This is a genomic window from Alcaligenes sp. CHO6, from assembly GCF_037120595.1.
Classification (GTDB): Bacteria; Pseudomonadota; Gammaproteobacteria; order Burkholderiales; family Burkholderiaceae_B; genus Alcaligenes; species Alcaligenes ammonioxydans.
Map to the genome: position 1 here is coordinate 15154 of NZ_JBANCI010000001.1, position 13091 is coordinate 28244.

At 56.9% G+C, this 13091-nt stretch carries 15 protein-coding genes; 9 read left to right on the forward strand and 6 right to left on the reverse strand.

From position 1 onward, the window contains the following. Positions 1 to 12: 12 nt before the first annotated feature. Together V6936_RS00085 and V6936_RS00090 are read left to right on the forward strand one after the other, a co-directional pair. Complete coding sequence (locus V6936_RS00085) at positions 13 to 867, forward strand: cytochrome c oxidase assembly protein (RefSeq protein WP_131070836.1); 855 nt, start codon at positions 13 to 15, stop codon at positions 865 to 867. A 17-nt stretch (positions 868 to 884) separates the two neighbouring features. Next, entirely contained in the window at positions 885 to 2378 is a 1494-nt protein-coding gene (locus V6936_RS00090; protein WP_301605943.1) for a M48 family metalloprotease, read from the forward strand. 34 nt (positions 2379 to 2412) lie between these two features. On the opposite strand, the gene V6936_RS00095 is transcribed toward V6936_RS00090, so the two are convergent. After that, entirely contained in the window at positions 2413 to 3558 is a 1146-nt protein-coding gene (locus tag V6936_RS00095) for a YheT family hydrolase (protein WP_131071848.1), read from the reverse strand. A gap of 51 nt (positions 3559 to 3609) precedes the next feature. Beyond that, positions 3610 to 3822, reverse strand: coding sequence for a zinc-finger domain-containing protein (locus V6936_RS00100; protein WP_003803104.1), 213 nt, complete (start codon positions 3820 to 3822; stop codon positions 3610 to 3612). 286 nt (positions 3823 to 4108) lie between these two features. Between V6936_RS00100 and V6936_RS00105 the strand changes: the two genes are divergently transcribed. The 3 genes from V6936_RS00105 (at position 4109) to V6936_RS00115 (ending at position 6621) form a co-directional block, all read left to right on the forward strand. Continuing rightward, the gene (locus tag V6936_RS00105; protein WP_003803107.1) at positions 4109 to 4795 is read left to right on the forward strand and encodes an AzlC family ABC transporter permease; all 687 of its coding nucleotides are present in this window, start codon (positions 4109 to 4111) and stop codon (positions 4793 to 4795) included. Beyond that, positions 4795 to 5130, forward strand: a complete 336-nt coding sequence (locus tag V6936_RS00110) for an AzlD domain-containing protein (RefSeq protein WP_003803109.1) — start codon at positions 4795 to 4797, stop codon at positions 5128 to 5130. The genes V6936_RS00105 and V6936_RS00110 overlap by 1 nt, the downstream gene beginning before the upstream one ends. A 114-nt stretch (positions 5131 to 5244) precedes the next feature. Next, a complete protein-coding gene (locus tag V6936_RS00115) occupies positions 5245 to 6621 on the forward strand; it encodes a DEAD/DEAH box helicase (protein ID WP_080584990.1) in 1377 nt (458 codons plus the stop codon). On the opposite strand, the gene V6936_RS00120 is transcribed toward V6936_RS00115, so the two are convergent. Further along, a complete protein-coding gene (locus V6936_RS00120) occupies positions 6601 to 6990 on the reverse strand; it encodes a thioredoxin family protein (protein ID WP_336579221.1) in 390 nt (129 codons plus the stop codon). The genes V6936_RS00115 and V6936_RS00120 overlap by 21 nt on opposite strands. A 73-nt stretch (positions 6991 to 7063) precedes the next feature. Here V6936_RS00120 and V6936_RS00125 point away from each other — a divergent pair, with 73 nt between their 5' ends. From V6936_RS00125 to phaP, 4 genes are all read left to right on the forward strand, one after another. Continuing rightward, positions 7064 to 7882, forward strand: coding sequence for an EI24 domain-containing protein (locus tag V6936_RS00125; RefSeq protein WP_003803115.1), 819 nt, complete (start codon positions 7064 to 7066; stop codon positions 7880 to 7882). Then, positions 7872 to 8681 (forward strand): competence/damage-inducible protein A, encoded by an 810-nt coding sequence (locus V6936_RS00130; RefSeq protein WP_059318578.1) that lies wholly within the window; start codon positions 7872 to 7874, stop codon positions 8679 to 8681. The genes V6936_RS00125 and V6936_RS00130 overlap by 11 nt, the downstream gene beginning before the upstream one ends. Before the next feature lie 121 nt (positions 8682 to 8802). Further along, a complete protein-coding gene (locus tag V6936_RS00135; RefSeq protein ID WP_003803119.1) occupies positions 8803 to 9552 on the forward strand; it encodes an IclR family transcriptional regulator in 750 nt (249 codons plus the stop codon). Positions 9553 to 9795: 243 nt separating this feature from the next. Next, positions 9796 to 10395: a TIGR01841 family phasin gene (phaP, locus tag V6936_RS00140; RefSeq protein WP_003803121.1), complete on the forward strand. Its 600-nt coding sequence runs from the start codon at positions 9796 to 9798 to the stop codon at positions 10393 to 10395. Positions 10396 to 10534: 139 nt separating this feature from the next. Here the strand turns inward: phaP and V6936_RS00145 are convergent, their stop codons facing one another. The 3 genes from V6936_RS00145 to aat are packed head-to-tail and all read right to left on the reverse strand — an operon-like array spanning position 10535 to position 13090. Next, positions 10535 to 11569 carry a quinone-dependent dihydroorotate dehydrogenase gene (locus V6936_RS00145; RefSeq protein ID WP_059318579.1) on the reverse strand — a complete coding sequence of 345 codons (1035 nt, stop codon included), beginning with the start codon at positions 11567 to 11569 and terminating at the stop codon, positions 10535 to 10537. Between the two features lie 21 nt (positions 11570 to 11590). Then, positions 11591 to 12313 carry an arginyltransferase gene (locus V6936_RS00150; RefSeq protein ID WP_003803127.1) on the reverse strand — a complete coding sequence of 241 codons (723 nt, stop codon included), beginning with the start codon at positions 12311 to 12313 and terminating at the stop codon, positions 11591 to 11593. Between the two features lie 48 nt (positions 12314 to 12361). Beyond that, a complete protein-coding gene (gene aat, locus V6936_RS00155) occupies positions 12362 to 13090 on the reverse strand; it encodes a leucyl/phenylalanyl-tRNA--protein transferase (protein ID WP_131070834.1) in 729 nt (242 codons plus the stop codon). Position 13091: the final 1 nt, after the last annotated feature.

Sequence of the window (13091 nt, forward strand, 5' to 3'; positions counted from 1 at the left end):
GATGGCGCTGCTATGTCCTTGCTCGACTGGCTGACACCCTGGGAGTTCTCTCCTGTTCTGCTATTGACCTTTCTGCTGGTCATTATTCTGTACGTCCGGGGGCGGCAAGTGCACCGCCCCAATCTTTTGCGCCAGTCCTTCTTTTGGATTGGCCTGATTCTTCTCTACCTTTCCTTGCACACGCGCCTGGATTATTACGCTGAGCGCATGTTCTTCATCCATCGGGCCCAACATTTGATTCTTCATCATCTGGGTCCCTTGTTCCTGATGGGGGCTTATCCCGGCCAAACCTTGCGTGCCGGTCTGCCCCTGAGCGGGCGTCGAGCCTTGGCGCAATGGCTGCGCCGTCCTGTTGGGCGAGGCGTTCAGGCTATCTTGACCAACCCGATTCTGGTTGCCTTCCTGTTCGTTTTTCTGGTTCTGATCTGGATGCTGCCCACGGTGCAGTTTTACTCCATGTTGGACTGGCGTCTGTACCGTCTGATGAACTGGTCTGTGGTTATCAGCGGGATCCTGTACTGGAACCTCATTCTGGATCGTCGCCCTTCGCCTCCAGCCCGCTTGTCGGTGGGCGGGCGTATACTTTCGCCGGTCATTACGATGGTGCCGCAAATGATCGTGGGCGCCGTCATCACGTTCACCGAATACGACCTTTATCCGATTTTTGATCTCTGTGGTCGTGCCATTCCAGGTATGGACGCCCTGGCGGATCAGGTTATGGGTGGCCTGATTATGTGGGTGCTGGCTGGTTTGGTGGAAGTATTTGGCCTGTTGTATGCCTTAGGCACGTTGATGCGTTTGTCGACGCGTCACCGTTTGCCAGAATCGCGCAAGCCGGGCAGCGCTATGATGGTCAGGGCCAATTGATTTTGTCGGGAGTATCCATGTCGTTTAGACCTGCTCGTTCCACCTTGTCTTTGTGTCTGACCCTGTCGCTGGCTTTCAGTCCGGCGCTGCCGGTACAGGCTCAGCCTGTGGGGATTCCCTCCATGGGAGCGGCTTCGGGGGCCGAGCTGTCGCCGGCTTTGGAGCGTACCTTGGGCAATGCCATCATGGAGCAGGGCAGGCGTTCGCCTGAATACGTGTCGGACCCGGACATCAACCAGTATCTGACTGACATGGGTCGCAAGCTGGCCCAGTATGGCCCCGCCATGGCACAACCCGTCACGGTGTTTGCCCTGCGCGATAGCAGTATTAATGCTTTCGCATTGCCGGGGGGATACATTGGCATTCATAGCGGGTTGTTTACGGCGTCGAAGTCCGAGTCCGAGCTGGCCTCGGTGCTGGCTCACGAAATCGCCCACGTAGCGCAGCGACACGTGGCGCGTGGCATTACGCAAAGCGCACAGAGCAACCATTTGCTGATTGCCGCTCTGGCCGGCGCCTTGCTGGGCGCCTTGGCCGGTAGTGGCGATCTGGCGATGGGGGCAGCCGCGTTTGGTCAGGCGGCGGCGGTGGATCGTCAGCTGGGTTTTTCGCGTCAGGCTGAGCAGGAGGCCGACCGGCTGGGTTTTGAAATGCTGCTCAAGGCCGGCTACGAGCCCCAAGGCATGGTGCAGATGTTTCAGCGCCTGGCTGCCGCCTCGCGCCTGAACGAGCGGGCCACTGCCAATGAATACGCCAGTACGCACCCCATGTCTCAGCAACGCGAGTCGGATATCAGCAACCGCGTGCGGGGCTTGCCGGCCAAACAGTATCAGGACACGCCCTCATTCTGGTATATCCGGGCCAAGCTGATGGTGCTGCAGGCTGGAGGAGGGCAGTCCCTGAGAGCATTGGAGCAGGCGCTGCAAAGTACGAATCAGTCACAAAGCGAGGTGGAGCGTTCGGCAGCCCAGTACGGTCTGGCCTATATTGCGCAAGGACGTCAGGATTATGAGCAGGCGCGTGCGCATTTGGCACAGGCCCGAGCGCAGGGCAAGTATCAGGCTCCCGAGTTGGATACCCTGGATATTCGCATTGCGATTGCCGATCGGGACATACAAGGCGCGCTGAATCTGGCCAAGCAGGCATGGCAGCGTTGGCCCAAGAGCCAAGGAGTGGCGTTGGCCTATGTACAGGTTCTGCAGCAGTTGGGTCAAAATGATCAGGCCCAGGCATTTTTGCTGGAGCGCATCAAGCAATGGCCCGATGAGCCGCAACTGCACCAGTTGCTGGCCCAGACTTACGATCGCCTCGGGGATGGCGTAAAAGCCCGGCGCGCCATGGCTGAGTATTATCAACTGGTCGGGGCCTTGCCTACCGCGGTGGAACAACTGCAGCAGGCGCGTAATTTGACGCAGGATTTTTATCAGCAGTCCGAGCTGGATACCCAGATTCGTCAATTACGCGAACGGGTGGAAAGCGAGCGCGTCTTGCTGGAGCGGTTCCGCTCTTGAGCAATGCGCCGCTTGCCGGTGAGCTCAGTCGGTATCAGCTATTGGTTTCAAAGAAGCGGGCCAGGCGTGCGGGCAACCACCCCATATTGCCGGGAATACTCCCTGTGATGAAACCCACATGCCCGCCTTGTGCGGGCTGGTGCAGCAAGATGGCGTCCGAGCAATCCTGAATGGTGGGCAGGCTGACTTGTGGCACGAATGGGTCGTTCAGGGCATTCAGGACCAGTGTGGGCACTTTGATGTGGCGCAGCAAGGGTTTGCTGGAGGCGCGTGTCCAATAATCCAGGGCGTGGCTGAAACCATGCATCGGCGCCGTATAAATATCGTCAAAGTCCCGCAAGGTACGCGCTTGATTCAGACGTGCGGTATCGACCATGCCGGGGAATCGATGGGCTTTGTCCTGCAGTTTGCTGCGCATGCTTTTGAGGAAATAGGGCGAGTAGAACCAGCGCCCCATGCGGGACTCGGACAGATAGCGACCGCAGGCGACCAGATCCAGCGGAACCGAAATGGACGCACAGGCCTGCAGCCAGGAAACCTCGTCGCCCGCTTCGCCCAGGTATTTGAGCATGGCATTGCCACCCAGTGAGGTGCCGGCCGCATGCCAGCGCACATGGGGTAGATGCGTGCGCACCGTATTCAGAATAAAGCTGACCTCTTCTGAGTCACCCGAATAGTAGGCGCGTGCCATGCGATTGGGAAAGCCGGAGCAACCCCGGAAATGGGCCACCACGACAATCCAGCCGCGAGCGCGGAAATATTGCGCAATCGCCTGAATGTAATGGCTGCGACTGCTGCCTTCCAGTCCGTGAAACAGGACCAGGGCATGCGTGTCGGCCGTCGCCGGCAAGCTGTTCCAGTCCTGGTCTTGCATCCAGCGTCGGGCGGCAGTGCGCGACAAGTGGGCGTCAGGTTGAGCTGTGGCGCCGCTAGCCAATTTGTCGGCAAACAGACCGGGCCCGGTCCAGTCCAGATCCAGGAAGTCACCATCCGGTGTGTCGATTCTTTGACGAACAAAGGCGATGTGGTGATGGCGGGCGAAAAAAGCCCCATGGATGGTTTGCAGGTGTCCGCCAGGCAGCCAGGCCGGCAGGGGACAGGCGCTGGAATCCAGGCGGGCGACCGGATCGGCGTGACGCCAGGGTTGCGCGTCTACTCCGGGCGCCAAGCCCGGTTCCATCGCATTGCCAGAGGGGGAAGCAGTAGGGTCCAACGAAGCCAGTTTCAGAAATTAATGACCGTGAACTTTCTCGCCTTCTTTCAGGCGGTAGCGGGCACCACAGTAAGGGCAGGCGGCCTCACCGGTTTTGCTGATATCGATATACACGCGAGGGTGCATGTTCCACAGTGGGCTGCCAGGACGGGGGCAGTGCACGGGCAGATCGTCGGCTCCGACCATAATCAGTTCGTGATCTGCTTTTTTAGGTTCGATAGCGGCGCTCATAGGGTTCCTGATAAACAATGACAAGGGTAAACATACCGTACACGTAGCGGCGGTGCCGAACATTACGTGCCTAGAGTTGCGATTGTAGCAAGACACGGCCTGTTTTTTCTTGACCTTATCGACTGCGCAAGATGTTCGTGCCCGAGTTTTGCTTCTAGAATAAGGCCAATCATAAGTAAAGCTGTCACCGCTGTTCAGCGCTTGCGGGCAGCACATCTCAGGAGACGGCGTGTCAGCCATCACAAGATTATCGGCCTTGTTGCCCCGTGCACAGGATCGTGTGCATATGCGCGCCGGTTTTATCGACTTTATTCCTGCCCTGATTGCCACGGTGGTGTGGGGGTTTGTAACGGGCGTGGCCATGGTCAAGTCGGGGTTAAGTGGTGTTGAAGCCACCTTGATGACGCTGTTTGTGTATGCCGGCTCGGCCCAGCTCACTGCCTTGCCCCTGATTGAGTCTCACGCGCCCTTGTGGCTGATTTTTACCGCCGGTTTCATCGTCAATATTCGCTTCATTATTTTTGGCGCGGCCCTGCAGCCCTTTTTTCGTCATCTGAGCTGGAAAAAACGCCTGGGCCTGGGCTATATCACCAGCGATATGGTGTTTGTGTTGTTCATGTCCAAGTATGGAGATGCCAAAGAGCGCGGCTCGCGTGAGCATCTCTGGTATTACCTGGGCATTATTTTGCCTGGCTGGCTAAGTTGGCAGATTGCCTCCTTGTCTGGCATTGTGCTCAGTGCCTATGTGCCGCCTTCCTGGTCGCTGGAGTTTGCGGCCATTCTGGCTTTGCTGGCGCTGTTGATTCCGCTGGTCAACAACCGCGCCATGTGGGCCTGTCTGATAACCGCCAGCGTGATTGCGTGGGTCGGACAGGTGCTGCCCTTGCGTTTAGGACTGGTCGCTGCGGTGCTGGGTGGCGTGCTGGCGGGCGTGGCGGCAGAACAACTGCAACGGCATAGGGATGCACGGTGATGAGCGATTGGCAGTATGATTGGTACGTTTTGGGTGCAATCGCCCTGTTGGTGTTGTGCAGCTTGCTCACCCGCTCAGGCTATTTTATGTTTGGTGATCTGCTGCCCCTGACCGAACGTATGCGGCGCGCCTTGCGCTTTGCTCCGGTGGCTGCTCTGGCAGCAATCATCATCCCGGAACTTTTGCCTTGGGCTTACGGCGACACCCCCCGATTGGATATTAAAGCTCTGGCCAGCCTGGTAGCTGTGCTGGTATTTATCCGTACCCGTAACGCTGTTTGGGTAATCGTGGCCGGGATGGTGGCGTTCTGGCTGATACGTGCCTTGATGCCCTAAAATCCTGACGCGAGTACTTACCTGTTCGTCACTGCTGTTGAGGCAGGCGGGCATAAGTTAAAATAGGATTGTTACAAATGCTTGCCACTCGTGGCAAGCCGACTTTTTGCGTACATGACAGATAAAACTCCTTCGACCTCCAATGACCTTACGTTTGCTGATTTCGGTCTGCACCCAGGAATATTAAGCGCCGTTACCGGAGCGGGGTATTCCAAGCCTACGCCTATTCAGGCTGAGGCCATTCCCGTGGTGCTGGCCGGCCGTGATGTCATGGGGGCAGCCCAGACGGGTACAGGTAAGACGGCCGCTTTTTCCTTGCCTATCCTGAATCGTCTGATGGCACATGCCACGACCAGCGCGTCGCCTGCCCGTCACCCGGTGCGGGCCTTGGTATTGACGCCCACTCGCGAGCTGGCCGATCAGGTGGCTGAGAGCATTGCGCTCTACAGCAAGTCGGTTCCGCTGCGCTCGACGGTGGTGTTTGGCGGCGTGGATATCGGACCGCAAAAAGAAGCGCTGCGGCGGGGTGTGGAAATTGTTATTGCCACCCCGGGCCGTTTACTCGATCACATTGATCAGCGCACCATCAATTTAAGCCAGGTCAGCATTCTGGTGCTGGACGAGGCAGACCGCATGCTGGATATGGGCTTTTTGCCTGATCTGGACCGTATTGTTTCCTTGCTGCCCAAAAATCGTCAGGGCCTGCTGTTTTCGGCCACTTTCAGCAAGGAAATCCGCAAGCTGGCACGCACTTTCCTGAACGATCCTGTCGAAATTGAAGTGGCCGCACGCAATGCAACCGCCTCTACGGTCACGCAGGTGGTGTACCCCATGTCGGCTGAGGACAAGCGTCGTGCCGTGGTGCATCTGGTCAAGACCAAGAAGCTGACTCAGACGATTGTTTTCTCCAATACCAAGATTGGCGCTGGGCAATTGGCCCGCTATCTGGAGCGTGAAGGTATCAAGGCCGAGTCCATTCACGGCAACAAGAGTCAGCTGGAACGCATGAAAGTACTCGATGCGTTCAAGAGCGGGACTGTGGACGTGCTGGTAGCCACCGATGTGGCGGCACGAGGTCTGGATGTGGCTGGCATGCCTTGCGTGATCAACGTGGATCTGCCATACAACGCCGAAGATTATGTGCACCGTATTGGCCGTACCGGTCGTGCGGGGGCGTCCGGGGAGGCCATTGCCTTGATGGCGCCGGACGAAGAGCATTTGCTGCAAGAAATTGAAAAACTCATCGGGAACCCGGTTCCCCGCCTGAAGCTGGATTTGCCCTCGGCGCCGTCCTCGTCTCGTTCGGGTTCCAGCCGTCACGAGCGTGGCGAACGTCGTTCGTACCAGTCGAACACGCCACCCATAGACGATTTTTTCCTGAAACCCTACGAGCCTTCCAGCGCGGCGGCCCCCAAGCCTGCGGTGACAACGCCCTCCAACACCACGCGCAAGCGTTCGGTGGGGGTTTTGCTAGGCGGCGGCCGCTACTAAGGCGCGCAAATCTCCAGGCCCGGCATTCAGGACCGGGCTGCGTTCTGAAATGCTTTGCACCAGACGCTCCAGATGCTCAACATGAGGCAACATGGGACCGTAAAAAACGGTCCCATTTTTATTTTGGATCTGTATGGTGGGGAAGTCCTCGATATCTTCATCGCCCAACAGATCGGGTTGCTCTTCGATATCGATCCAGACCAGACAGGCCTGGGGAAACTGCGCAGCCAAGGCTTCAAAGGCGGGCTGATACTGTTGACAGGTCTTACACCATTGGGCACAGAAACAGGCAATCAACAGGGCATCGGGTTGGGCGTGCAGGTGGGCCGCCAGGGCGGGCAGATCATGTTGGGCGTTGAACAAGGCCATAATTTCATACAGACAAAAAGAAGTGACTGTGTCTATGATACTCGGGTAATTGAATTTGCTTAGCAGGAGCCATATGTCCTTTTCATCGTCCGCCCCCTCGCGCTCGGGCCCTGCTGGCGGATGGGCCAGCATTTCCACCGCCTTCAAGCGATCGTTGGTGTCGCAATTTCAGCCACGCATGCTGATGGCCCTGCTTATGCCCTTTCTGATCATGTTCGTGGGGCTGATTTTACTGAGCTGGCTGTTATGGACTCCTATCCAGACCTGGTTGCTGGAGCTGCTCGGCGGCTGGAATGCCTTTGAGTCCGTCGATCAGTGGCTGGTGGGCCTCGGCTTGTTTTCACTGAAAGTGTATCTGGTACCGTTGCTGGCGATTGGGATTTTGCTGCCCCTGGCAGGGGTGCTGGGGCTGGTCCTTGCGGCAGTGCTGGTCATGCCCCTGGTTCTGGGGCATTTGCAGCAGAAAGATTATCCCGATGTCATCAAACAGGGACACAATGCCACGGTCTACAGTGTTTGGAACGCGGTGTGGGTGGGGACCCTGTTTGTAGTGGGGTGGCTCCTGACCTTGCCTTTATGGATTTTTCCTCCTTTTGCGCTGATTTTGCCGGTGTTGTGGTGGGTTTTTGCACTCACACGGATATTGCGGGTGGACGCGCTGGTGGAACATGCCAATGTGCAGGAACGCAAATATCTTTGGTCCCGTCTGAGCAGTCAATATTGGCTGATTGGTCTGATTTTTGCCTTGTTGAACCTGATTCCGCCGGCCTGGCTGGTTTTACCCGTGTTCTCGGCGCTGGTATTTGCGCATTTCTCTTTGGAAAACCTACGTCGCCTGCGTCAGCAAGAAGCAGTTGCGACCACTCATCCACTTATTGACCATGACAACTAACGATCAAGCCATTATTCGTTTGATTATCATCGGTGACGAAATCCTGTCGGGACGTCGCTACGATAAACATTTTTCAAAACTGATTGAACTGCTGGGAGCCAGAGGATTGCAACTGGGGGGCGCACAGATCATTCCCGATGATCTGGACACCATTGCCGCAACCTTGGAACGTAGTTTTGCAACACCGGATATCGTGTTTTGCTGTGGCGGGATTGGTGCCACGCCCGATGACCAGACTCGACAGGCTGCTGCCAAGGCGTTGGGCGTGGAGTTGACGCTGCACCCAGAGGCTGCGGCCCTGATTGCGGAGCGTTGTGCTGAAAATGAACGCAATGGCTTGGGCAGTGCTGATATGTCTTTGCCGGAAAACCAGCAGCGCCTGCAAATGGGGGTGTTTCCTGAAGGTGCTGAAATTGTTCCCAACACCTATAACAAGATCCCTGGATTTTTTATTCGCAATCACACGTTCATGCCCGGCTTTCCCGTGATGGCCTGGCCCATGATGGAGTGGACGCTGGATACCCGGTACCGCGACCTGCATCATCAAGCTCATCGGGTGGAGCATTCCTTCCTGGCATTCAATTTGCCAGAGTCGCGGATTACACCGGCTATGGAACATGTCGAGCTTCATTGGCCAGGAGTCAAAGCCTTCAGCCTGCCCAGTGTGGGGGAGGCAGGCGGACAGCCGCACATTGAGCTGGGCGTCAAGGGGGAGGCGGAACCATCCGCCGAGGCCCTGGCCTACCTGCGGCAACAGGTGCTTGACTTGGGTGGGAGCTTGAGCCCTGCGCTAAAATAGCGCTTGCCAAGCACGCGCGCATTTCATATTATGGAATTTGTTGCGTTGCATCATAATTCTGCCAATAATGACAACAAATTCCTTTACGCCTTCTAGCGCGTCGTCAAGTAACGGGGGTCAGATGTCGATCCAGGTTCTGGAACGCGCCATGATTCTCCTGGACGAACTGGCCAAGCAGTCCGAGCCAGTGGCCTTGAAGAATCTGGCGGCGGCAACTGGCCTGCATACCTCTACGACGCACCGCATTCTCAATGATCTGGTCGTCGGTCGTTATGTCGAGCGCGTGGACAGCGGTTTGTACCGTCTGGGCATGCGTCTGCTGGAATTGGGTTCTCTGGTCAAGGGGCGTCTGAACGTACGCGCCGCCTCTTTGGGACCGATGCGTGAACTGCACAAGTACACTGGGCAAACGGTGAATCTCTCCTTGCAGCAAGGGGATGAAATTGTGTATGTGGAGCGATCCTGGAGCGAGAGTTCGGGCATGCAGGTGGTGCGCGCCATTGGTGGGCACGCGCCTTTGCATTTGACCTCGACTGGCAAGCTCTTTTTGGCCTCCTGGGAGCCCCGACAGGTGCGGGCTTACGTGATGCGCACCGGGCTGGCTGGCGCGACTCGGAACAGCATTACCCAACTTGATCTGTTGGAACGTGAGCTGGCCCAGGTTCGTCGTCTGGGTTATGCCCGTGATAACGAGGAGCTGGAGATGGGTGTGCGCTGCATCGCGGCGGGGGTGTATGACGACACGGGCAAGCTGTTGGCGGGCCTTTCCTTGTCTGCTCCGGCTGAACGTCTGCATGACGACTGGATACCGGTTTTACTCAATACTGCTGCCAAAATCTCTGAAACCCTGGGTTACGACAAACAGCGCTAGACCCTTGTTTTCAGGCGGTTTTGCCTGCGTTGAGTACATAGTCAACGGCATTTGTTGCATTGCAGCAAATCCCGTTGACTTTGTTTTGGATAGCGCTTAAAGTGGAATTGTTGCGGTGCAACATAGAAGGTTTGCCTTGCGTAGTTGCGAGTGGGCCGGGCCTTCTTCAGACCCCTGTCTAGTAACACAGTCACTAATTTCACGCTGGCTTGACCCAGGCCACGTATCTCCAAGGAAAACATCATGAGTGCTATTCCCCAAAATGTACTGCAAGCTCAACAAGCGACGTTGAACAACCTGTTCGCCGCTCAAGGTCAGTTGTTGCAGGGCTTTGAGAAGCTGGTTGGTTTGAACCTGAATCTGCTGCGCAGCTCGCTGGAGCAAGCGGCTGGTCAATCCCAGCAGGCTATCAACGCTAAAGATGTGCAAGACGTGGTGGCTTTGTCGCAGAACGTGGCCAAACCCAGCGCGGCTCAGGCTCTGGAATACGGCAAAAGCGTTTACGACATCTTCTCCGACCTGCAATTGAATCTGTCGCGCATTGCGGAAGCCCAGTTGGCGCAAGGTCAACAGCACGCCGCTGATGCGATCGATCAACTGGCCAAGAATGCTCCTACTGGCACCGAAAGCGCTGTTGCGTTGTTGAAGTCTTCGTTTGCCACAGCGACCAATGCCGCTGAAACCGTGGTGAAAGCGGCCCGCCAGGCGGCTGATGCTGCTGAAAGCAACATTCAGGCAGCGACCAATGCCAGCCTGAAAGCGGCTGCTCAAGTGACGGAAGCTGGCAACAAAACGGTTGAGGCTGCTGCCGCTGCTGCTACCGCTGCTACCAGCAAGAAGTAAATCTTTGCTTGCCTGATTTGATCAGGTGCCAAAGAAAAAGCCAGCTCATTGAGCTGGCTTTTTTATTGCATGCTGGGCAATCTGTGCGCTTGTTGCTAAAGAGGATGCTACTGCCCGCGTCAAGCGGGCAACAGGTGTGTTACAGCGCGCGAATACACTCGGAAATCAGCGCAGGGCCTTTGTAAATCAAGCCGGTATAAAGCTGCACGGCTTGTGCACCCGCCTGAATTTTTTCCTGCGCCTGACGACCAGACTCAATCCCGCCCACACCAATAATCGGGAAGTCGGGGCCTAGCTGTTCGCGCAGACGACGAATGACGTTCAAGGATAATTCATGGACTGGAGGGCCGGACAAGCCACCTTGTTCCTGACTATGCTGCAAGCCTTTAACTGCATCGCGTGACAGGGTGGTATTGGTGGCGATGATGCCGTCCAGGCCTTGCGAAGGAACCGTCTCGGCAATAGCGTCGATTTGCGACTGATCCAGATCAGGAGCGATTTTCACCACAATTGGCACGTAGCGCTGGTACTGTTGGGCCAGTTCACCGCGCAAGGTTTGCAGGGCGCCCAAGAGGCGAGCCAATTCGTCCTGTGCCTGTAGCGCGCGCAGGTTCTGGGTGTTGGGCGAGGAAATATTGACAGTGACATAGTCTGCGTGCGGATAGACCGCGCGCAGGCAGGTCAGATAGTCCTGGTCAGCCTGCTCAATAGGGGTGGTGGCATTCTTGCCAATATTCAGTCCGAGAATGCCTCCTTGGGAGCGAAACTGACTTTTACGCACATTGTCGATAAACGTATCCAGCCCGTGGTTGTTAAAGCCGAACCGGTTGATGAGGCTATGGGCCTCAGGCAAGCGAAAAAGACGGGGTTTGGGATTGCCGGGCTGCGGCTTCGGGGTCACCGTACCCACTTCCACAAAACCGAAACCCAGTGCTCCCAAAGCATCGATATGGGCGCCGTTCTTATCCAGGCCAGCGGCCAGTCCCACGGGATTGCGCAACGTCAAACCCATTAACTCCAGGGGTTTGCTGGGCAGGTCTTTGAGCAAATTTCCCAAAAGCGGGGTTTGGTGGGCGCAATGCAGAGATTTCAGAGTCAGTTCGTGCGCGCGTTCAGCATCCAGACTGAACAGCACCCGACGAGCCAAGGGATAAAGGCTGAATAAGGCAGACATGGGGATCGATAAAAGAGGACATTAAGCCAGCCATTCCCAACGACCTTTCATCAGGAGCTGGTAGGGGCGAAAGCGGGTTTTATAAGCCATTTTACGGCTTTCTTCGATCCAGTAGCCTAAATAGAGCCAGGGCAGCGATTGCTGACGACAATAGTCCAGTTGCCACAGTACGGCATAGGTGCCCAGACTGCCGGTGTCATCGGGATCGAAAAAGGTGTAGACGGCAGATAGTCCGTCTTGCAGCACGTCAATCACTGCCACAATTTTCAAGGTGCCGTCAGGCTCGCGAAACTCCAGCAGGCGCGAAGTGACGTGGCTGGCCAGCAAAAACTGGGCATATTGTGACTGGTCATCGTCATCCATGCCCGCGCCGGGGTGACGACTGGCCTGGTAACGGCGGTACAGCGCGTAGTGTTCTGCGTTCCAATGCAAAGGCAGATCCTGCACGATCAGCGTACTGTGGCGTTTTTTAGCGCGGCGCTGGGTGCGGTCCGGTTTGAAGTTCTGGGTATCGCAGCGCAAGGGCAGACAGGCGCGGCATTGGTCGCAATAAGGACGGTAGGTAAAGGTGCCGCTGCGCCGAAACCCTTGCTGGACCAGCCTGGAGTACACCGCATCGTTGATCAGATGGGCGGGAGCGGCAACCAGAGAGCGTGCCTGTTGTTCAGGTAGGTAGCTGCAACGATAACTGGCCGTGGAATAGAATTGCAGCGTTTGGGGACTGGGTGCTTTGGGATAATTCATGCGACTCTGCCAAGCGTGATAGAGCCATTATGGGATGCTCGCGCCCACCTAGCAAGTTGGGGGCAGGCCTAGTGGCAGGGGCCCGCTTGGCCAGGCGGGGCCGGGTTGGCTTGTGGCCCAAGCCAGCTTTTGCAGGAAGGCCTTGCGGGGAATGGGGGCCGCGCCCAAACTGGCCAGGTGGGAGGTTTCCTGTTGGCAGTCTATGTACGGCACGCCGGCAAACCTCAGAAACTCCACCAGATGAGCCAGGGCGATCTTGCTGGCATCGGTTTGCAAGGCAAACATGGATTCGCCAAAAAAGAAGCGCCCCAGACTGACACCGTACAAACCGCCAGCGAGCTTGCCGTCCACCCAGGTTTCTATGCTGTGTGCATAGCCTTCGTGGTGCAGCTCGGTATAGACCTTTTGAATGTCCGGGCTGATCCAGGTTCCGGTGATGCTGCGCAGGGCTGCACATTGGCCAATTACTTGCTCAAAGGCCAAATCGCAGGTGACGCGGATGCGAGCTTGGGCCAGATCCTGCTGTCGATGAATCTGACGCAATTTCTTGCCCAGGGACCGGGAAACCTTGAACTTGTCGACCTCCAGCACCATGCGCGGGTCCGGAGACCACCACAGTACCGGGTCGCCCGGGCTGTACCAGGGGAACATGCCTTGACCATAGGCCTGCAGCAAACGCGGGACGCTCAAATCCAGGCCCGCAGCCACCAGCCCGTCAGGGCTGGCATGTTCCGGGTTAGGCAGGGCTTGTTCTGCAGTGACCCATGTCAGCGCCATG

What these genes read in the sequence shown, in the direction of transcription:
- V6936_RS00085 (WP_131070836.1), top strand. Translation starts at nt 13, where the DNA reads ATGTCCTTGCTCGACTGGCTGACACCCTGGGAGTTCTCTCCTGTTCTG.
- V6936_RS00090 (WP_301605943.1), top strand. Translation starts at nt 885, where the DNA reads ATGTCGTTTAGACCTGCTCGTTCCACCTTGTCTTTGTGTCTGACCCTG.
- V6936_RS00095 (WP_131071848.1), bottom strand. Translation starts at nt 3,558, where the DNA reads ATGGAACCGGGCTTGGCGCCCGGAGTAGACGCGCAACCCTGGCGTCAC.
- V6936_RS00100 (WP_003803104.1), bottom strand. Translation starts at nt 3,822, where the DNA reads ATGAGCGCCGCTATCGAACCTAAAAAAGCAGATCACGAACTGATTATG.
- V6936_RS00105 (WP_003803107.1), top strand. Translation starts at nt 4,109, where the DNA reads ATGCGCGCCGGTTTTATCGACTTTATTCCTGCCCTGATTGCCACGGTG.
- V6936_RS00110 (WP_003803109.1), top strand. Translation starts at nt 4,795, where the DNA reads ATGAGCGATTGGCAGTATGATTGGTACGTTTTGGGTGCAATCGCCCTG.
- V6936_RS00115 (WP_080584990.1), top strand. Translation starts at nt 5,245, where the DNA reads ATGACAGATAAAACTCCTTCGACCTCCAATGACCTTACGTTTGCTGAT.
- V6936_RS00120 (WP_336579221.1), bottom strand. Translation starts at nt 6,990, where the DNA reads ATGGCCTTGTTCAACGCCCAACATGATCTGCCCGCCCTGGCGGCCCAC.
- V6936_RS00125 (WP_003803115.1), top strand. Translation starts at nt 7,064, where the DNA reads ATGTCCTTTTCATCGTCCGCCCCCTCGCGCTCGGGCCCTGCTGGCGGA.
- V6936_RS00130 (WP_059318578.1), top strand. Translation starts at nt 7,872, where the DNA reads ATGACAACTAACGATCAAGCCATTATTCGTTTGATTATCATCGGTGAC.
- V6936_RS00135 (WP_003803119.1), top strand. Translation starts at nt 8,803, where the DNA reads ATGTCGATCCAGGTTCTGGAACGCGCCATGATTCTCCTGGACGAACTG.
- phaP (WP_003803121.1), top strand. Translation starts at nt 9,796, where the DNA reads ATGAGTGCTATTCCCCAAAATGTACTGCAAGCTCAACAAGCGACGTTG.
- V6936_RS00145 (WP_059318579.1), bottom strand. Translation starts at nt 11,569, where the DNA reads ATGTCTGCCTTATTCAGCCTTTATCCCTTGGCTCGTCGGGTGCTGTTC.
- V6936_RS00150 (WP_003803127.1), bottom strand. Translation starts at nt 12,313, where the DNA reads ATGAATTATCCCAAAGCACCCAGTCCCCAAACGCTGCAATTCTATTCC.
- aat (WP_131070834.1), bottom strand. Translation starts at nt 13,090, where the DNA reads ATGGCGCTGACATGGGTCACTGCAGAACAAGCCCTGCCTAACCCGGAA.